The following is a 20996-nucleotide window of genomic DNA, read 5'->3' on the forward strand; positions in this document are numbered from 1 at the left end:
CTGGTAGACGAATGATCCGGCACGATCCAGACCCGAGCAAAGCGCGTCGTCGCATTCAGCTTTGGACAAGGGACCGCAACCCGTCACGACGGGCAATCCGCCCAGATCGCTGTCCTCATTCAACTCCGAGGCCGGGCTTCGACTGACTGCCGGGTGCCCGGGCAGATCAACCGCATTGGCAATCAATGTTGCCGCCACATCCGCAGAGGCGGCAGATCGGGCCAGGACGGTGACACTATCCGCAATCCCGAGGCTGAAGCTTCTACCATGCCGTCCGCTTGTCGCGATGCCGCCGACGCCGTCTTTCGCGCGGAGCAGGATCTGGCCCAAAGGCCGACCTGTGTGGTCGATCATGGCAGTGGTGAAGGTTTCGTCACCCTCGAGATGCAGAGCTATATCACCGCCGTTGTTCACATAGGCGCGTCGCAGATCCGCTGCCTGCGTCATCGCCTCAAGCACGTCATCGGCCACCGATCCGGCCACAGCGGCCATGCGCGTCACATAGCCCGCCTTGCTGAACTGGATCGCGGCGTCATGCATTCGCTGTGCAACCCTTCCCCCGGGTCGACGTGAAATGGGAGACAGCGGCGCTTTCAACTCGGGCAATTCCTCGACAAGGTCTTGCAGAATGGTTTCAAAGCGCGCGCGCGCGGCGTCGAACGCGGTCTCGCGCTGACCATCGGCACCAATCACAAGATCAATGGGGCCATGTTGCAGATGCAATCGCTTGCCATCTGGCAATAGGGAAGCCGTCGGTCCCATTGCCCCTATTTTCCCTTGGACCAGCGATAGTTTTCATGTGCCATCGGATCGCCCGCATTGGGGTTTTGAGACACACGGCGGGCGTCAATCCTGTTGATCTCCTGCACGGGTTTGATGTGCTCCATATGGCCGCCCAGGGTCTTGTAATCGCTGACACGCAACGTGAACTCGATCGGTGCGACAAGGGCCGGAGTCGGGACATAGCCAAAGGATTGCGTGGGCATATCCAGAACATCCACCATGACCGTGATCCCGCCGCCGGGCCAGACATAGGCCTCGGCCCCGCCACAGGACACATGCGTCAGTGACTCCTTGACCGACCGCGTCAGACGCACGGGATTTTCCGTAACCCCGGCGCGCAGACTGCCGCCCGCGCCTCCCATGAACAGCACGGAACAGACGGAAGGCTCGCAGTTTTCGGCAATCAACTCGGCCGAGGCTTTCAGGGGGCCTGGCACATCTTTCTTCTGGGGCACCAGATCCGCATCCAGTTCATAATATCCGTATTGCTCTCCGGTCGTTGAGACCATGAACAGCCGCAAGCCCGCCCAGGCGGTTTTCGGATTGAAAGGCCCCAGGATCTTCAACGGGTCTTCAATATCCGTCCCGCCCCAACCCGTCCCCGGCTGAGCGACCTGGAAATACCGCCCCGGTGTCGAGCGGCGGCCCAGCATCTTGATCCCCGTCGGCGCAACATCCAGTTGCTTGCCGGCCTCATGTTCGGACAACACGCCGGTGATGTGGTCATCCACGACCACGACATCATCCGCATGTCCAAGCCATTGCTTGGCAAACATGCCGATTGCGGCAGATCCGCAGCCCACGCGCATGAGGTTTTCTTCGATCCCGTTGACGATGGGTGCCTTACCGGCCTCGACGATGATCTCGATCTGGTGTTCGCCCTCACCGATGTTCATCAGCACCGCTTCACGGTTGCACAGCCGCAAGAGAGCGTCACAGGTGACACGGCCCTCTTTCTTGCTGCCGCCGGTCAAATGCTCGACACCGCCCAAAGACAACATCTTGGAGCCATATTCAGATGTCATGACATGGCCAATCGGCTCACCATCGACATAGACCACGTCGCGTTCATGGCCGATATGACGGTCCGTGTCGATTTTGACCTTCACACCGCAATAGCTGAAAATGCCCTCGGTCACGACCGTGACCATATCGACCCCGTCGATGTCCTGACTGACAATGAAAGGGGCCGGTTTGTAATCAGGGTATGTTGTCCCGGCACCCACTGCAGTCACGAATGGGCGCTGCCCTTTGATGATATCGCCATCCCAGCCGTCGTCATCGCCACCGCCCTTCATGAAGGGCACCAGTTTCTGGTCGGTGTCGTGAATGATCGTCAGAGGATCCAGACGCACCAGTTGGCCGCTGTGATTGGCGTATCTGTCGCAGGCCCCTGACTTTCCATCGGCGATGTAGCACAGCACCGGACAGGCATCGCAGCGGATTTTTTCGGGTTTGGCATCGTTTCTCATGAGGACTCCGCCAGAATTGCCGCGCGCACGCGGGCAGGTGTTGCCGGCACTTTTCGTATGCGCACGCCGGTTGCATATGTGATCGCGTTCAGGATCGCAGGCGTGGTCGGGATCAGAACGTGCTCACCCAGACCCTTGGCACCATAGGGGCCGTGCGCATCCGCTTCTTCGATGATGAGCGTTTCGATCGGCGGGATATCTCCGAAGGTCGGGATCAGATAGTCATGCAGGTTTTCGGTGCGCCCGGGGATGTATTCTTCCATCAGGGCCATACCCAGACCCTGGGCAATGCCGCCATGAACCTGACCTTCGACAAGCATCGGGTTGATCGCCCGCCCCACATCATGCGCGGCCACGAATTTGATCGGTTTCACGGTGCCATAGTCGGTATCGACCTCGACCACCACCAGATGTGCGGCATAGCCGAATTGCGCATAGGGGCTGCCTTGCCCGTTTTCATCCAGCGGCTTGGTGGGCGGGTCATAGGTTTCCTCGGCCCGGAACACGAACGCGTCGGTATCGGCCGGCAGGGTGGCAAGCTTGATCTCATGGCGTCCCGCGCTGTCTGTCGCGAAAATCGAGCCGCCTTCGATGGCAAGCGTCGCATCCGCGGCCACGTTCATCTTGGACAGGATACTGGCGCGCAGGGCTTCACCGGACAGGCGCGCCGCATTTCCCGACACATAGGTCTGGCGCGACGCCGAGGTCTTGCCTGCGTCCGGGGTGACATCCGTATCGGCACCAATCAGATCAATTGCATCAATGGGCAGGCCCAGCGCCGTGGCAAAGATCTGCGCGATCACGGTGTTTGCCCCCTGCCCGATATCCATCGCGCCCTGATGCAGAATGACGCGCCCGTCGGCCCGAACGCCGGACTTGATCGTCGAGGGGTTGGGCAAGGATGTATTGCCACAGCCATACCAGCCCGCGGCCAGACCGACACCGCGCCTTGTCCCGATATTGGCCGCGTTATGGCTGTCGGCAGCGGCGCGTTCCCGTGCCCAGGCCGGTCTGAGCGCCTCAAGACAGGCGCGAATGCCGACACCTTGTTCAAAGACCTGACCACAGACCGTGGGCGTGCCGTTTTCCAAGGCGTTGAGAATGCGGAACTCAAGCGGGTCCATGTCCAGTTTGCCGGCCAGTTCGTCAAACAGAGATTCCTGAGCGATGGCGGATTGAGGCACTCCAAACCCGCGGAACGCACCGGCGGGCGGGTTGTTGGTGTAGATCCCCGTGGATTGTGCAAGGTAATCCCTGACCTTGTAGGGCCCCGAGGCATGCACCGGCACGCGGTTCGCGACTGTTGGCCCCCAACTGGCGTAAGCGCCGGTATCGAAAGACCCAAGAAAATGGAAACCGCTGATCTTGCCGGCCTTGTCGGCACCGATTTTCAGCCTGATGTCCGAGGGGTGTCTTTTGGTCGAACTTTGCATCGACTCGCTGCGCGTATAGCAGATGCGCACAGGCTTGCCGGTCTTCAAACTGCCCAGAGCCAGGAACGGCTGGACCGAGATATCCAGCTTGGAGCCGAACCCGCCGCCCACCGCTGTCGGAACGATGCGGATCCGGGATTGCTCCATGCCCAGGATCATCGCAAGGCTTTCCAGGTCCATGACCGGGGCTTGCGTGCAGGCATGCACTTCAAGGCGACCGTTCACCATCTGCGCAAAGCCGGCCTCGGGCTCGATATAGGCGTGCTCGACAAACCCGCTCTGGTAATGTCCTTCGACGGTGACATGGGCGTTGGACAGGGCATCCAGTGGATCGCCGCAGGTCACAAATCCACCGCACATCACATTGTTGGGGTGGCCGTCGTGAAGCTGCGCGGCATCCGGGCCTTGGGCCGTTTCGATATCCCCTGCCGCCGCAAGCTCGGTCCAGGACACCGGGAACCGTTCGGGATCAAAGCCGGAAATCACATCGCGGCTTGCCACGATCGCGGCCACCGCTTCGCCGCGAAAACGTGTTTCCCGTTCTGCGAAAACCGGCTGGTCCATGAAGTTCGGGATCACTCCAAACCTGTTCTTGCCCGGAACATCAGCGGCGGTAAGAATGGCCTCGATGCCCTCTGCTTGCGCAAAGGCCTCCAAGTCTCCAAAGACAAAGCCCGCGCGCGCAAAGGGCGAGCGGATGACGAAGATCTCAAGACAGCCCTCGGGCGCCACGTCATCCCCGAAGACCTCTCGACCTGATATCTTCTGGTCTCCGTCCAGCCGACGGATCGACGTGCCGACCGCGCCGTCGCCTTCGGTCGCAAGGGCGGGAACACCGACAACGGCATCAATGATCTTGCGATATCCGGTGCAGCGGCACAGAACACCCCCCAAGCCATCCTGCACGTCTTCTGCGGTGGGATTTGGATTGTCGCGCAGCAAGGCAACCGCAGAGACCATCATGCCGGGCGTGCAAATCCCACATTGTGCCGCGCCATGGTTTTGAAAGCTTTGGGCCAGGGCTTTTGCATGTTCGTCAGTCTCATGCAGTCCAGCCACGGTCTCGACATGCCGGCCCTCGGCTTGATGCGCCGGGGTGAGGCAGGCGCAGACCGGCAGGCCGTCGACAAGAACCGTACAGGCCCCGCAATCGCCTGCATCACATCCGATTTTCACATCGCGACGGCCCAGGGTTTCGCGCAGGAGGGATGAAAGCCGTTGACCGGGTTGCAGTTCGGCCGACACCGGTTTGTTGTTCAGCTGAAAGGCGGTGCGCGAGGTTGAAAACTGTTTGTTCATGACTGAGCGGCCCTCAAGATCGTGCGTTTGCAAAGCGCTTGAACGACATCCAGCCGGTAGGCACCCGAACCGCGCACGTCATCAATCGGCGACAATGGCGCAAGATGTCCGGCCAATACCTGCACATCCGCGACCCGCTTGCCGATCAAGTCACGCTCAAGTGCCGGCAACCTTTGCGCAACAGCAGAGCAGGCACCGACAGCCACGGTCGCACTGTCGATCAGCCCATTGGCATCAAGCGAGACATTGGCCGATGTCATGGCAATCGAAATGACCATATAGCGACGGCTGCCAAGCTTCTCAAAGGCCGACCCGCCGTTGACCGGCTGAGGCGGGATCAGGATCGCCGTTACCAGCTCATCGGGTTCCAATGCGGTCTTGCGCACACCCTGCAGGAAATCGGACAGAGCCAGGCTGCGTATTCCACGCGCCGCACTTGCCAATTCCACCTGTGCATTCAGCGCAAGAAGCGGGGGCACACCATCAGCCGCAGGCGAGGCGTTGCAGATGTTTCCGGCAATCGTGCCCGCATTCTGAATCTGCAGACTGCCCACTTCGCGCGCGGCTTCCTTCAATCCGTTGAAGGCCGCTGGCAGGTCCGCCTTCACGATGTCACTCCAGGTCACGGTGGCGCCAAGCCGTGTTCCTGCCTCATCCTGGCGAATGTCGGAAAGCCCGACAACTCGGGTGAGGTCCAGGAACGAGGGCGGCACGTGCCCCTGTTTCATCGCCGGGTACACATCGGTTCCTCCAGCGACGACTTTGTGCTGGCCATCCCTGAGGGCATCCAGCGCGGACGACAGGTCTATCGGGGAATGGTAAGCCAAGTGAAAGATCCTTAACTTGTTTGCATACAAATGGTATTGTCTGAGTTTGATCCCTGTCAACAAATTTGTAAGTCAGCAAACAAGCCGGACACGGATTTCCTGAGCTTTGCCGAGGTTATGGGCGCTGGGGCTGATCCGGATCACTTGCATGAACGCGCAAAGACACGCGCGCAGGCGCAAAGGTCACAAGCCTCAGTTGCCCGCGCCCCTGTCAGGCGGATCATCATAGACGGACCAGCCATATGCGCCGGTGCTGTCGGGCACATCCTTGCGATCGACGTTGCGCGCCAGGTATGTCTTGGCGATGAAATTCGCGGTAATCGGCGCTGTGAGGAACAAAAACAGCGTGATGAGGAGCTCATGCACAGACACATGCCCGGTGTCGAGGTAGAAGAAGATCATCGACGCAACCAGAACGCCGCCAACGCCAAGCGTCGTCGCTTTGGTGGGGGCATGCAGGCGCTGAACCGTGTCTTTCAGCTTGATCAGCCCATAAGAGCCGACAAACCCAAAGATGCCGCTGATGACCAGCGACAGCGAGATAAGGAGTTCCGCGGCAAAGCTCATGGGGTCACCTCACTCGATGATATCGCCGCGCAGCAGAAAGCGGCAATACGCGACTGTTGAGACGAAACCGACCATGGCGACCAGCATGGCGGCTTCGAAATAAATGCCGGTCCCGCGCCAAACGCCGTAAAGGACCAACAAGGCGATGACATTGATCACCATGGTATCAAGCGCCAGAATGCGGTCCGCGTCATCCGGGCCTATGGCGATCCGCCACAGATCCAACAGAAGGGCCACACCATAACAACCGGCTGCGAAAAACAGGGCATATTCGATCATTGGAAGATCTCCTTGAGGCGCCGTTCATAGCGCGACTTGATCTCGTCGCGGATGCTATCGGGGTCGTCGCTGTGCAGGCAGTGGACAAGGATGCAACTGCTGTCAGCCGACAGCATTGCCGAAACCGTGCCCGGCGTCATGGTGATGGTGCCTGCCAGAACCGTGATCGCTTCGGCCGACTTGAGCTCAAGCGGAATGGGGATCCAGTGCGAGCGGATGTTGGCCTCGCGTTTGAAGAGGATGATCATCGCGACCTGCACATTCGCAACGATAATGTCCCAAAGCACCACCAGCATGTATTCCACGACTTTCAGCGGCCGCCCGATCGCGGGTCGGTTCGGCCAATAGGCCGCCGTAAGCATCGGGATGATGATGCCGACGGTCGAGCCCAAAATCAGGTTGCCCAGCGTGAAGGTGTTAACCAGTCCAAGCCAGACCGCCACCAGCGTCAGGCTGAGAAGAGGATGGGGGATGAGGCGTGCCAGCATGGATCAGCTCTCCTCGCCGGGGGTGAGGACGGCAGCGACATAACCGGCGCGATCAAAAAGCTGCGCGGATGTATCCTCAAGATAGGTGAATATCGGCCCGGCAAAGATGGCAAGACCCGCAAGCGCGGCCAACAGGGCCATCGTCGGGGCAATCTGTGCAGGTGTTGCCTGGGCCATGGCCCCATCCTCGGACACAGGGGCACCCGTCTCGGGCGCAGGGGTCGCCGTTGATTTCCAGAACAGCATGCTGCCTGCGCGGGCAAAGCCGACGATGGTCAGGAGCGAACCCACAAGAATGGCGGACCACGCCCAGACCATGAGGTCAGGGTCACGCAACGCATCAAGAAGCAGCAGCTTGCCCAGGAATCCGCTCAGAGGTGGCATGCCAACCATGGCGATTGCCGCGGCGAAAAACAGCGCCGCAAACAGCCCGTTCTGCACCGTTGCAGGCACCGCACTCAGACTGTCCGAACCACGCCGGGTCACCACCAGATCGGCGATCAGGAACAGGCAGGCCGCTGCAAAGGTGGAATGGATCATGTAGTAAAGCGCGGCGGCGCTCGCGGCGGGTGTAAACACTGCAATCGCCACCATCAGAGTGCCCATTGACCCCACGACCGAAAACGCGATCAGAGGCATCAACCGGCGCGCACCAAGAACGCCGAACGCCCCCAGCGCGATGGTGACGATTGCAGCGGGGAACAACCATGTGCCCGCCAGCCCCTCGGTTCCGGGAATGCCGGGGCCAAAGGCTGTGGTGTGGATGCGCAGAATGGCATAGGCACCGACCTTGGTCATGATCGCGAACAACGCGGCCACAGGGGCCGGTGCATTCGCATATGTGGCCGGCAGCCAGAACTGCACCGGAAACAGCGCGGCCTTGACGGCAAAGACGATCAACAACAGCATCGCCGCAACCCGCACCAGCGCGGCCTCATCCGCCGGAATCTCGGGGATGCGCACGGCCAGATCGGCGATGTTCAGAGTACCTGTCGCGCCATAAACCGTGCCAAGCGCAAAGAGGAACAGGGTCGAGCCCGCAAGGTTCATGACCACATATTGCAGGCCTGCGCGCATGCGGTCGCGCCCACCGGAATGGATCATCAGCCCGTAAGAGGCAATCAGCAGCACCTCAAAGAACACAAACAGGTTGAAGACGTCCCCCGTCAGGAAAGCACCGCATATGCCCATGAGCTGAAACTGAAACAGCGCGTGAAAATGCCGGCCGCGCGCGTCCCAACCCGTGGCGATCGCGTGGATCAGCACCATGAGCGCCAAGGCAGAGGTCAGCAGGACCATCAGCGCTGAAAGCCGGTCCAGAACCAGCACGATGCCAAATGGCGCAGGCCAGTCGCCCAGACGATAGACATGGGTCTCGCCATCCGCCGCCATAGCTGTCAGGCCGATGGCAATCGCCAGCAGGACCACTGTGCCCACAACCGAAGCCACACGCGCCAGCGTGATATCGTGGCGCATGACAAACCCGATGAGCGGCGCAAGCATGGCCGGAAGAATGACGGGCATGATGATCCAGTGCATCATGTGCGCGCGTCCTTGCCGGCGTCTTCCTCGACTTCGGGATCCATGTCGATCTGATCGGTCTCGGCCTCAAGGAATGCCGCCAGACCGATCATGACCAGAACCGCCGTCATCCCAAAGGAAATCACGATCGCCGTCAGAACCAGAGCCTGCGGCAGCGGATCGGTATAGATGCCATCCCCGTATTTCGACAGGATCGGCGACATGTCGATGGCCAGACGCCCGCTGGCGAACAGGAACACATTCACCGAATAGGACAGGAGCGCGAGGCCTAGAATGACCGGGAAGGTGCGCAGTCTCAACAGCAGGTAGACGCCGCCTGCGGTCAGAACGCCAATGGTGCTTGCCACGATAAGTTCCAACTCAGCGCTCCCCCTGGCTTTCGGCAGATGCTTCGCCGGGGTCATAATCCATGGGCGCTATATTCACTGTCTCGCCGGCAAAGCGCGCAATCCGCGACAGGCTGTACAGCATCAGCATGACCGCACCCAGCACGGTCAGGAACACACCCAGATCGAACAGCATCGCGGTGGCCAGTTCGAATTCCTCGATCGGAGGAAAATGAACATAGGTATATGCGCTGGTCAGGAACGGACGGCCCAAGACCCAGGCACCGGCCCCTGTCAGGCCCGCAATGACGGCACCCAGGCCGATCATCGTATGATACTCGATCTTCTTGCGTTCCTGGGTCCAAGCAAAACCCGACGCCATGTATTGCATCAAAAGCGCGATGGCGATGACAAGCCCCGCCACAAAGCCGCCGCCGGGTTCATTGTGGCCGCGCAAGAAGATATAGATGCCCACGACCACGGCAATCGGCATCAGAACACGGGTCACCACGACCATCATCAACGGGTGACGGTCGCGGGAGCGGTCCATGGAATAGTCCACGGATTTCAGACGCCGCGCCGCAGGTCCATCCAGCAAGGCATGCATCAGCGCATAGATCACCAGACCGGCGATACCCAGGACGATGATCTCGCCGTAGGTGTCATAGCCCCGGAAATCGACGAGGATCACGTTGACGACGTTCGTGCCGCCACCGCCCTCATAGCTGTTGGCGATATGATAGTCCGATATCGTCTCGATGTCGCGCAGCAGGAACGCATAGGCAAGCGCGCCGACACCGCCCCCTGCGGCCAGTGCGATCAGGCCGTCCCTCAGCTTGCGGCTGACGCGGCTTTCCTTGGGCGTTGTCTTGGGCAGGAAATGCAGTGCCAGCAGCAACAGCATGATGGTCACCGTCTCGACCGAGATCTGCGTCAGAGCCAGATCGGGTGCGGACAGATAGACAAAGCCGGCCGAGATCGACAGTCCGATGATCCCGATCAGGACAAGGGCGCGGAACCTGTGGTGATGCATGCTCACGACAGAAATCGTCGCCACGATCAACATGACCCATCCCACCGCGATCACCGGCGGAACCGGCAACAGCCCGCGCGTGGGCGGCGACAGATCACTGCCCGAATACGCGATCCAGCCCAGCGTGACAGCGGCCACCGTGAAGATCGCCAGATAGCGGCTGATCTCTCCGTTATGCGCGAATTCCGAGATACCCCGTGTCAGCGACACAAGTCCCGTGACCAGCCGATCAAAGATCGCCTTTGCCTCGGGGCGGGGTGTCGCAAGCCATGCCCGATCCAGCGGGCGATGCAGCATCAGCAGGATTGCACCGCCTATGGTCGCAATAACCGACATCCCCAGCGCCGTGTTCAGCCCGTGCCAGATCTTGAGATAGGGTTTCAGATCAGCGCCGGTCACGGCACTGGTGGCGGTCCTGACGATCCCCTCGGCAAGGAAAGGCGCGACCCCGATCAGGACAACCAGACCCACCAGAAGCGCAGGTGCCGCCCACAGGCCAAATGGCGGATCATGAGGTTGATGCGGATATTCGTCACGCACCGGGCCGAAGAACACATGCACCACGAAGCGGAAGGAATAGGCCACCGACAACAAGGCTCCGATCGTGGCCAGCACAGGGATCGCATAGGGGCTGTTGAACCACTGGGTATGCGTTGCCTCTTCCAGCATCATCTCTTTGGACAAGAACCCGTTCAAAAGTGGAATACCTGCCATGGACAGGGCGGCCAGGGTTCCGATCACGAAGGTGATGGGCATCAGATGCCTGAGCCCGCCAAGGCGTTTGATATCACGCGTATGGGTCTCGTGATCGACAATCCCTGCGGTCATGAACAAAGCGGCCTTGAACGTCAGGTGGTTGATGATGTGAAACACCGCCGCCACCGCCGCCGCCTCTGTTCCAAAGCCAAGAAGCATGGTCAGTAGACCAAGATGGCTGACCGTCGAATAGGCCAGAAGCGCCTTGAGATCGTCCTTGAACAGCGCGATGAAGGCGCCAAGAACCATTGTGATCAGGCCGGTGGTCGTAACGATGTAAAACCACGCGTCCGTACCCGCCAGCACCGGCCACATGCGCGCCATCAGGAACACCCCTGCCTTCACCATGGTTGCCGAATGCAGATAGGCCGACACCGGCGTGGGTGCGGCCATCGCGTGCGGCAGCCAGAAATGGAAGGGGAACTGGGCCGACTTGGTGAAGGCACCCAGAAGGATCAGGATCAAGGCGGGCAGATACCAGTCGGATGCGCGGATCGCATCGCCCTGCTGCAGGATATCCGTCAGGTTATAGCTGCCCGCAATCTGGCCAAGGATCAGCATGCCCGCAAACATCGCAAGCCCGCCCGCCCCGGTCACGGCCAACGCCATGCGCGCGCCTTGCCGCCCCTCGGGCAGGTGCTTCCAATAGCCGATCAGCAGGAAAGACGACAGCGACGTCAGTTCCCAGAAAATCAGCAAAAGCAGGATGTTATCCGAAATGACGATGCCAAGCATCGCGCCCTGGAACAGCAGCAGAAAGGTATAGAACTGTCCCATCGGATCATCGCCGGACAGGTAGAACCTTGCATAAAGCGTGATCAAAAGCCCCACGCCCAGGATCATCATCCCAAACAGCAGGCCCAGCCCGTCCAGAAAGAAGGACACCGACAAACCCAGTTGCGGCAACCAGTTGATCTCGGCCTGAATGACCTCGCCGCGCATGACAGATGGCGCGAGGGTCAACAACAAGACCAGCGCCAGTGCGGTTGGCGCAGCCGTGAAGGCCGCACAGACATTGCGCCCGGCCCGGATCATGAGGCCAGGCATCAGCGCCCCGATGAAGGGGAGCAACGCGATCAGAAACAGGAGATGTCCCGCGTGGCTCATTTCTTGGCCTTGTAGTTATTCTCCTGTGCATATCGCACAGCATCCGAGCGTCAAGCCATAGAACATGCTGTTTTGCGTCCCATGAGATATTATGACGCGCAAACAGGCTGGGCCAAACGACCCCAAGCTGGGTGTCCGGGTGCCTCCGGACAAAGCCCGGCTTCCCGCCTGCCACCTTCCGGTGGGACGCGTCATTTCAGGCTTTTGGCTTTGTCTTTGACGTAGCCTTTGCGCGGGTCTGCGAGAAAGGCGTGATCGTCGTGTCGCTGTCCAGACAGCTTTTGATGGCCGCGAAATCGAGGGTCTCTTCGGCCTCCAGACGCGCGACAAGCCGATCAACCTGTTCACGATGCGCCCCGATCAGTTCGCTGGCTCGGTTTTCGGCCTGACGCAGCAATTGCATCACGGCCTGATCCACACGGGCTGCGGTTTGATCAGAAAAACTTCTGGGCTGCGCGATCTGTTGACCAAGGAACGGGTGATCCTCGCTCTCGCGCAGATCTATCGGACCCAGCTCTTCGTTCATGCCCCAGCGCGCTATCATCGACCGCGCCAGGGCCGTCGCGCGCCGAATATCATCATCCGCCCCTGAACTGACGGATCCCAGCATGAGCTTTTCGGCCGCTCGCCCCGCCAGAAGGGTGGCAAGCTGCACCAGCAGATACTCTTCGGACAGCGTATGGCGCTCTTTGTCGGGCAACATATGGGTTCCGCCCAGAGTTTGCCCGCGCGGAATGATGGTCACCTTGTACAAGGGATCGGACAAAGGGTCATAGAACGCCGCCGCCGTATGACCGGCTTCATGAACCGCAAGGCGATGCTTTTCCTCTGGCTGAATGGCCAGGGTGCGCAAGGTGCCCATCATCACCTTGTCACGTGCGTCATCCAGATCATCCGGCGTGATTTCAACAGCCGATCGGCGCGCAGCCGAGATCGCGGCTTCGTTGAGCAGGTTCTTCAGATCGGCCCCCGAAAACCCCGGAGTTCCCGCTGCGACCTGATCAAGGTCAACGTCCCTGTGCAGGGGCAGGTTCTTTGCATGCACATTCAGGATCGCGCGACGCGCGCCCTTGTCAGGCAGAGACAGCGTGACATGACGATCAAACCGTCCCGGGCGCAACAAGGCCGGATCAAGCACATCGGGCCTGTTCGTTGCGGCCAGAACAACCACCGCCTCCTGAGGCCCGAATCCATCCAGTTCGGCAAGTATCTGGTTCAGTGTCTGCTCGCGTTCATCATGGCCCCCGCCCAGCCCGGTGCCCCGAGTGCGCCCGATACTGTCCAACTCGTCGATGAATACGATTGACGGGGCCTGCTTGCGCGCAGCTTCAAACAGCTTGCGCACCCGGCCTGCACCCACTCCGACAAAAACCTCGACGAATTCAGAACCAGATGTCGAGAAAAACGGCACTTCGGCCTCACCCGCCAGAGCCTTGGCCAGAAGTGTCTTTCCCGTGCCTGGCGGGCCCATCAAAAGCACCCCATGCGGAACCGTGGCCCCGACCTTCTGAAACCGATCCGGGTCGCGCAGAAACTCGACCAGTTCGGAAACCTCGCGCTTGGCCTCATCCTGCCCCGCCACGTCGGCGAAGGTGATATCGCTGACATGTTCGGCCGGTTTGGCGGATCGCCCGCCGACAAAATCGCTCATGCCACCGGGCATGCCGCCAGTCATGCCCCCACCCATCATCCGACGGCTGAGCCAGAAGTAAAACGCAAGGATCAACAGCCAGGGCAGGAACGAGAACAGCGTCGAGGGAACACGCGGTTCTTCGGCGGTGACCAAAACCTTCTGCTCTTCCAGCAATGGCAAGAGCGTGGGATCCGGTTGCTGCGGTGTCACCGCACGTACCCGCTCGGATCCATCGGCAATCGGATCGCGCAGAACGCCTTCAATGGTCGAGGCACCCAAAGTCGCCTCTGACAGATCGCCCTGCCCGATCAGCGTCTTGAATTCGCTGTATGGTACCGTTTTGACAAGGGGCTGCGTGTCACCGTTCAGATTGATCATGTAAAACGCTGCAGCAAAGCTGAAGGCCAGAAGCCAGTACACCCAATTGGAAGAATTCCCGGTCCGCGGATCTGGCGGTTTTTTTCTCTGGCCCATGACGGTTCTCCATGGCGAAACCGGCACGATCATTGCGAATCGTAAACCTGACAGGTCCCGCTCCTGCGCAGCAAGGTGACCTATCAAGACAGGCTGTGCCCTGATTTAAAGCAATCGGGACCGCGCCGTCAGGCAGGGTGATCACCAAGTCAGGGTGCTATGCCTTGATGTTCTGGCGCACAAACGCCGCGATATCCTGCGCAGGGCGCGCACCGGAAAGCCGCGCCAGTTCGCGCCCATTCGAATAGAGGATCAAAAGCGGAATGCCCCTGATTCCCAGCTTCTGCGAGAGTTCGGGATGTTCTTGCGTGTCGATCTTGGCAAAGCGGGCCTTGGTCTTGAGCGTGACCGCCGCTTTTGCAAATTCCGGGGCCATGGTCCGGCACGGGCCGCACCAGGGTGCCCAATAATCGATGACGATGGGCAGGCCATCCTTGAGGGATGCCTTGTTGTGCACCTGAACATCCAGCTCTGACACACCGCCACTGACCAGCGGATGTCCGCATATCGCGCATTTCGGGCCGGACCCCAGTTTCGCGACGGGCACACGATTAAGCTGCCCACAGCTCAGGCATGTCAGATTGTCAGCCGATGTCATCCTTCACCTTCCGATCAAGACTCAGTCACGATGTCCATACTCTAGCCTTCATCGCAAGGTGCGAACTGATCAGGATCAATTCCCGGCAGGCCGCACCCCGAGAAAAGAACCGGCCCGCAGACGATTGCCCGTTTTGCAGGTCGTCCGGTCTTGATACTCAGAACTCCAAGATGAGACCCACCGCGCCCACCATCCTTTCCACTGTTTCGATGCAGTTCATTGACGATTGGGTATCGGCCCTTCGGGGATTGCGCACGGATGCCCAGATGGCATCGCTGCTGCAACGCGCGGGTCTGGTGGCGGATCAGGATCAACCCTACACCCGCGTGACCCTCGATCAGATCGTCCGCCTCTATCAGCTCGCTGCGGTCGAGACCGGGGACGAGATGATGGGCCTGTGGGGCCGCCCGATCCGCCCGCGCGCATTGCAACATCTGCTGACCTCGGTGCGCGAGGCGGCCTCCCTGCCCTCTGCGCTCTACAGGTTTTCGACCTTCTGGAACCTGCTTCTGGATGACTACCAGTTCGATCTCTCCGGAACGGACGACCGCCTGACACTGGCTCTGAAACCCTGCGGAAAGGTACCCGTGCAGCGGTTCGGCCACATGCTGATCCTGAAACTGGCCCATGGTCTGCTGTCCTGGCTTGCCGGCTATGAGGTCCCGGTGATGAAGGTCGAGTTCGCCTTTGATCGTCCGGAATTCGCCGCAGATTACGCGGTCATCTTCCCGGCCCCGATCGCATTTGCAGCATCGGTCACGTCGATCTCCTTTGACCCCGCACGCCTTGGATCACCCCAAGCGCGAAGCACCGCCGATCTTGCCCAGTTCCTCAGGAACGCGCCACGGGACTGGATCTTCACCAGCTCGCTCGAGCACACGCAATCCCTGCGCATCCGCGAGTTCCTGTCGCGATCACAGTGGATCAACTGCAATCTGGCAGATGCGGCGCAAGCCCTGAACATGACGCCACGCACGCTGATGCGCAGGCTGGATGCGGATGGCACTTCCTTTCAGGCAATCAAGGATGATTTGCGTCGGGACATCGCCATTCGTGATCTGCAGGCGGGTCACAAAAGCATCGAAGAAATCTCGCAGGATGTCGGCTTTTCGTCAGCGACGAATTTTCATCGTGCGTTCCTGCGCTGGACCAGCGGCACGCCCAGTTCCTATCGACCGTCGCGAGTCTGAGGTCGCGCGGGCCGTCACCGAATGCCCTGATTTTGTCACTTTTTGATAATGGATTGGCGTGTGATGAGATATCGCCAGTGCCGTCTGATTGTTAAAAACCCCGACATATGACGAAAAATTCACAAAACTTGCCGATCTAGCCCCCTGCGTTCACGCAAGGCACGCCGTGTGAAAACGGCAATATCGGCAAGGTTGACCAGGAAGGAACAAGACCATGGCCAGCACACTGGACACCATTTTGGCAGCTGCCAAAGATCACGCAGACTCCGTGATCAAACCGAATGTCGAAACCTGGAACGCCGCCAAGGCCTGGCCACGGGATGCCTCCGACAAGGCCGGAGAGGCGGGTTTGACCGGTCTTTATGCCCCTGTCGAGCTTGGAGGTCAGGGCTTGCCACTGTCCGAGGGCATTCAGGTCTATGAACAACTGGGCATGGGTGACGGGGCTTATGCCTTTGCGCTCTCGATGCATAACATCTGTACCTTTGCGGGCTGCGGCTATGGCACCGAGGCGTTCAAGAAGAAATGGGGCCGCGAGCTGACATCCGGGCGCAAGCTGGCAAACTTTGCTCTGACCGAACCGCAATCCGGCTCGGACCCGATGAAGATGTACTCGCGCGCCACCATCAATGGCGATGGCACATGGACAATCAGCGGCTCCAAAGCCTGGGTCAGCCTTGCCACCGAAGCCGATCTCTATTTCACCGTGGTCAAGACCAGCGATGAGCCGGGCCACCATGACATGGCGATGATTGCCATTCCGGCCGATGCCGAGGGCCTCAGCTTCGGCCCGCTTTACGAAACGCCCTCCTATTCCTTCCTGCCCATGTCCGAAATGTACATGGACCGGGTGCAGGTCAGCGAAGACAATATCATCCTGCCCATCGGCCAGGGCTTTCAGGGCTCACTCATGGCGATCGACATCGCGCGTGTGTCCATCGCATCGGGCTGCTGTGGCCTGATGCAGGCCGCGCTCGACACGGCGCTGTCTTACGCCAAGAACCGCAAGATGTTCGGCGGCAAGAATCTGGATCTGGACGGCATCCAATGGATGTTGGGCGAGGTTGCGACAGATCTCGAAGCCTCCCGGCTGCTCTATCGCAAGGCCGCCGAAGCTCTGGGCACGCCCGAAGGCCCGCTGATGGCCGCCCATGCCAAACGGTTCGTGCCAGATGCGGCACTGAAAGCGGCAAACACCTGCACACAGGTCCTGGGCGGTATGGGGCTGTTGCAGCCCTATGGTCTGGACCGCCTGTCGCGGCTGGCGCAGATGTTGAAGATCGTGGACGGGACAACAGAAATCAGCCGCAAGGTGATCGGACGGGCCTTGCAGAAACGCGCCGCCCAATTGCCGGACCTCCCCGTGCCCAAGGGCTTTGGCGAGATCGACAGCGCACCCGCCGCGCAACAGGTCGCCTGATAAAACGCCACCCCTGATTGCGCGGCATCGGAAACATCCGCGCGCCGCAACGGCCTGCCCCGAAAGGGGTGGGCCGTTTTCATTATCGGATCAGTCACGGATCGCGCAGAGGCGAATTTCCCCAGCCGGTTTCGACGAAAGCTATACAACGAAACTGAAACCAACTAGCGTTGCCGCATTGGTTTTCGGCTTTGATTTATTGGATTCACTTTAAACTCGGAAAGGCAGCGTTTCATGGTTGCTGACATTCCTCAGGCTGGTCAGGGACTGCAGCAAAGGATCCGCGCGCTTGAGGCGGAACTGACCAGCGAGCGCGCGCAGGCCGCGGCGGCAGCAGAGATTCTGCAGGCGATCAACAAGGCCAAGGACGATGTCCAGCCCGTGTTCGACGCCATCGTCGAAAAAGCCGCGACCGTTTGCCATGCCGATCAGGCAGCCCTTGTGCTGGTCAATGATGCGCGCACGCACCTGCACCTGACCGCCGAATGGGGCCATGAGCGCAATGCGTTTTCCATAGGAACGACATGGTCCATGGATCAGCCGATGTCGGTGAGCGAAACGCTGCAAACAGGCAAGACTGTGCATATCGAGGATTATGCAGAAACCCTTCTCTACAAGAGCAGGGACCCCATCGCGGTCCACATGGTCGAGACAGAAGGCATCCGCAGCCGCCTTGTGGTTCCATTGCTCAGGGATGGCGAGGTCATCGGCCTCATTGCCGTGAGCCGTCGTGCGGTCAGACCCTTCAGCGGATCAGACATCGGCCTGATCGAAACCTTCGCCGCCCAGGCCGTGATCGCCATCGAAACCGTGAGCCAGTTTCGCGAAATCCAGAACCGGCTTGTACGAGAGGCGGCGACCTCTGACGTATTGAAGGTCATCAGCCAGACACAGGATGATGAGGCACCTGCGTTCCAGGCGATCCTGGAAAAGGCACAGGCGCTGTGCAACGCGCCCATGGCCGGTCTGGTCCTTGGGACGGCGCAGGACAACGCAATGGCGCTCGCCAGGCACATAGGCATTTTCCCCGAAGTGGTCGAGATGTTCGACACCGGCCAGATGAAGGTCGATCCGACGGTCTCCTATGCCGCGAAATGCATCGTGGACGGCAAGCTGATCGCCTTTGCCGATATGGGGCAAAGCGAGTTGTACAAGGCGGGCAGCCCCATCGTGCGCTCCATGGTGGACAACTCAGGCATTCGCAGCGTGCTGTTCGTGCCGCTGCTCAAGGACGGTGCCGCGATCGGTCTGATCACTCTGTTCCGTCATGACGTGGACCCGTTCACCGACACCGAAATTTCTCTGATCGAAAACTTTGCCACGCAATCCGTCATTGCCATCGAAAACGTGCGCCAGTTCCGCGAGGTGCAGACCCGACTCGAGCGCGAGGCGGCGTCGAGCGAAATCCTCGAAATCATCAGCCGCTCGCGCGATGACGAGTTGCCGGTCTTTGACGCGATCGTGCGCAACGCAGCGCAGTTGCTGGGCGCGCGCGACGCGGGTTTGCACTTTGTCAATAAGGCAGGCACGCATTGCCGCCTTGTTGCGGGGTTGGGGGCCAATCCCGACACCTTTGAGATGGGCGAAGAGTTCGATTTGTCCAGCCCTTTGCAGACCACGACCGCGATCCGTGAGGCGCGGATCATCAACATCGCCGACATCGCGGACGACCCCCTTTATCATGAATTACGCGATCCGGTTCGGGTCAAGTTGGTGGAGGTGGACGGCATACGAAGCCGGCTGAGCGTCCCTCTGCTAAGCAAGGGCAAAGCGTTTGGGTGTATCAACCTTGCCCGTGCGGAAGTACGGCCCTTCACAAACAGCGAAATTGCCCTGATCGAAACTTTTGCGGCTCAGGCCGTCATTGCCATCGAGAACGTGCGCCAGTTCCGCGAGGTGCAGACCCGACTCGAGCGCGAGGCGGCGACCAAGGAAATCCTGTCGGTCATAAGTCAAAGCCGCGATGACTATACCCCGGTCTTCCGCGCAATTCTGGACCGGGCCGAGAGGTTGTGCCGCGCGCATGGCAGCGGGCTGCAACTGGTCAACGCGGCCGGAACCCATTTGATAATGATGGATACCAAAGGCGATGATCACGGCTCGTTCCCGCTGGGCTTCGAGTTTGATCTCAACGAGCCTTTGGGCATGTGCAAGGCGATCAAGGAAGCGCGCGTCGTTCAGATCGAGGACATAAAGGACACCGATCTCTACCGCGCAGGTCATCCCGGGCGGGTTGCGCTCGTGGATGTAGAAGGGGTGCGCACGCATTTGCATGTGCCTTTGGTCAAGAACGGCGTGGCCTTTGGCAACATTACCCTGAGCCGCAAAAAGCCAGATCCGTTTTCGGAAGATGAGATCGCGCTTGTGGAATCCTTTGCCGCCCAGGCCGTGATCGCCATCGAGAACGTGCGCCAGTTCCGCGATCTTCGGGAAGCTCTGGAAAAGCAGGAGGCGACGTCCGAGGTGCTGAGGGTCATCAGCAGCACCCAGTCTGATATCCAGCCCGTCTTTGACATGATCGCACGCTCGGCCACCGAGCTGTGCGGCAGCCGCTTTTGCATGGTCTGGCGCTATGACGGCAAGCTGATGCATTACTGCGCCAGCTACGGTTTCACAGATGAGTTCATACAGGAATACCGTGCGAACTGGCCCGCAGTACCGACCGAAGGCTCCCTCTCCAAGGCGGTTCTCGACAGCCGGGAGGTCGTGCGCGTGCATGACGCCTTTGACCCAAGCTACAGCGACCATGCAACAGCGCGCAAATTCGGGTTTCGCGAAATGGCGGGCGTGCCGGTGATGCAGGGCGGCAAGCTCTGGGGAGTGATCATCATGGGCTGGCCGGATGGTCAGGCCCCGCGGCCCTCGGACATTGACCTGGCCCGGACATTTGCCGATCAGGCCAGCATCGCCATCGAAAACGCGCGGCTGTTCAACGAGACACAAGAAGCCCTTGAACAGCAGACAGCGACGGCAGAAGTCCTCAAGGTCATCAGCCAGTCTGCCTTTGATCTGCCGGCGGTTCTGCAAGCCCTGATCGCGGCTGCGGCAGAGCTTTGCGAAGCATCGATCTGCATCTTGTTCAACCGGGTTGGCGATGAATTGCACCTTGGGGCAAATGTCGGCTGCTCACCGGAAATGATCGACTTTCACACCCGCAATCCGAATAAGGTCGATCGCTCGAACATCGCCGGTCGCGTCGTGCTCGACCGCAAGACGCATCATGTGCACGATATTCTGCTTGATGCTGACTACGGCGTGCCGAAATCGGTCAAACTGGGCGGAAGGCGATCCATCATTGCCGTGCCCTTGATCCGCGACGGTGAAGTCATCGCGGTTCTGGACCTTGCACGCCCCACGCCCGAGCCCTTTACACCGCGCCAGATCGAATTGGTCGAAACCTTCGCGGATCAGGCCGTGATCGCCATCAACAACGCGCGCCTGTTCGACGAAGTGCAGCAGCGCACCGCCGAAGTGACCGAAGCACTGGAATACCAGACGGCGACATCCGAAGTGCTCGACGTGATCTCGCGTTCGCCCAATGAGTTGAAGCCGGTGCTGGATACGATCCTGACCGTGGCCGCGCGCATCTGCGACCCGCAATATGCCTATGTGGCGCTGCTCAACCCCGAGGATGGCTACTACCATATGGTCACTTCGCTGAATGTTACCGCCGAATTCTTCGACTATCTCAAGGCAAATCCGATCAAGCCGGGGCAAGGCACCTGTACAGGCCGCACCGCTTTGCTGGGGCAGACGGTCTATATAGAAG

General features: G+C 60.0%; 15 protein-coding genes. 3 read left to right on the top strand and 12 right to left on the bottom strand.

Translation table 11 applies throughout. The features are described from left to right. The 12 genes from WAO69_RS12810 to WAO69_RS12865 all read right to left on the bottom strand — a co-directional run. A partial coding sequence (locus WAO69_RS12810; RefSeq protein ID WP_422179717.1) for a UPF0280 family protein occupies nt 1-762 on the bottom strand: 762 nt, incomplete at its 3' end. 5 nt (nt 763-767) lie between these two features. Continuing rightward, a complete protein-coding gene (locus WAO69_RS12815; protein ID WP_422179719.1) occupies nt 768-2255 on the bottom strand; it encodes a 6-hydroxynicotinate reductase in 1488 nt (495 codons plus the stop codon). Beyond that, nucleotides 2252-4987, bottom strand: a complete 2736-nt coding sequence (locus WAO69_RS12820) for a molybdopterin-dependent oxidoreductase (RefSeq protein WP_422179721.1) — start codon at nt 4985-4987, stop codon at nt 2252-2254. The genes WAO69_RS12815 and WAO69_RS12820 overlap by 4 nt, the downstream gene beginning before the upstream one ends. After that, the gene (locus WAO69_RS12825) at nt 4984-5814 is read right to left on the bottom strand and encodes an FAD binding domain-containing protein (RefSeq protein WP_422179723.1); all 831 of its coding nucleotides are present in this window, start codon (nt 5812-5814) and stop codon (nt 4984-4986) included. The genes WAO69_RS12820 and WAO69_RS12825 overlap by 4 nt, the downstream gene beginning before the upstream one ends. A 192-nt stretch (nt 5815-6006) precedes the next feature. After that, nucleotides 6007-6381 (bottom strand): Na+/H+ antiporter subunit G, encoded by a 375-nt coding sequence (locus WAO69_RS12830; protein WP_422179725.1) that lies wholly within the window; start codon nt 6379-6381, stop codon nt 6007-6009. A 9-nt stretch (nt 6382-6390) separates the two neighbouring features. After that, complete coding sequence (locus WAO69_RS12835) at nt 6391-6660, bottom strand: K+/H+ antiporter subunit F (protein ID WP_422179727.1); 270 nt, start codon at nt 6658-6660, stop codon at nt 6391-6393. Then, nucleotides 6657-7148, bottom strand: a complete 492-nt coding sequence (locus WAO69_RS12840; RefSeq protein ID WP_422179729.1) for a Na+/H+ antiporter subunit E — start codon at nt 7146-7148, stop codon at nt 6657-6659. The genes WAO69_RS12835 and WAO69_RS12840 overlap by 4 nt, the downstream gene beginning before the upstream one ends. A gap of 3 nt (nt 7149-7151) precedes the next feature. Continuing rightward, on the bottom strand, nt 7152-8690 hold the full coding sequence (locus WAO69_RS12845) for a monovalent cation/H+ antiporter subunit D (RefSeq protein ID WP_422179731.1): 1539 nt from the start codon (nt 8688-8690) through the stop codon (nt 7152-7154). Next, a complete protein-coding gene (locus WAO69_RS12850; protein ID WP_422179733.1) occupies nt 8687-9049 on the bottom strand; it encodes a Na+/H+ antiporter subunit C in 363 nt (120 codons plus the stop codon). The genes WAO69_RS12845 and WAO69_RS12850 overlap by 4 nt, the downstream gene beginning before the upstream one ends. Nucleotide 9050: 1 nt before the next feature. Then, complete coding sequence (locus tag WAO69_RS12855; protein WP_422179735.1) at nt 9051-11912, bottom strand: monovalent cation/H+ antiporter subunit A; 2862 nt, start codon at nt 11910-11912, stop codon at nt 9051-9053. A 196-nt stretch (nt 11913-12108) separates the two neighbouring features. After that, nucleotides 12109-14019, bottom strand: a complete 1911-nt coding sequence (ftsH, locus tag WAO69_RS12860) for an ATP-dependent zinc metalloprotease FtsH (protein WP_422179737.1) — start codon at nt 14017-14019, stop codon at nt 12109-12111. A 157-nt stretch (nt 14020-14176) separates the two neighbouring features. Beyond that, nucleotides 14177-14617, bottom strand: a complete 441-nt coding sequence (locus WAO69_RS12865) for a thioredoxin domain-containing protein (protein WP_422179739.1) — start codon at nt 14615-14617, stop codon at nt 14177-14179. A gap of 170 nt (nt 14618-14787) precedes the next feature. Here WAO69_RS12865 and WAO69_RS12870 point away from each other — a divergent pair, with 170 nt between their 5' ends. The 3 genes from WAO69_RS12870 to WAO69_RS12880 form a co-directional block, all read left to right on the top strand. Next, nucleotides 14788-15807 (top strand): AraC family transcriptional regulator ligand-binding domain-containing protein, encoded by a 1020-nt coding sequence (locus WAO69_RS12870; protein WP_422179741.1) that lies wholly within the window; start codon nt 14788-14790, stop codon nt 15805-15807. 214 nt (nt 15808-16021) lie between these two features. Continuing rightward, nucleotides 16022-17227: an acyl-CoA dehydrogenase family protein gene (locus WAO69_RS12875; RefSeq protein ID WP_422179743.1), complete on the top strand. Its 1206-nt coding sequence runs from the start codon at nt 16022-16024 to the stop codon at nt 17225-17227. A 234-nt stretch (nt 17228-17461) separates the two neighbouring features. Continuing rightward, nucleotides 17462-20996, top strand: a 3535-nt coding sequence (locus WAO69_RS12880; protein ID WP_422179745.1) for a GAF domain-containing protein, incomplete at its 3' end; no start/stop codon positions are given.

This window comes from Aestuariivita sp. (assembly GCF_049276915.1).
Lineage (GTDB): Bacteria > Pseudomonadota > Alphaproteobacteria > Rhodobacterales > Rhodobacteraceae > Aestuariivita.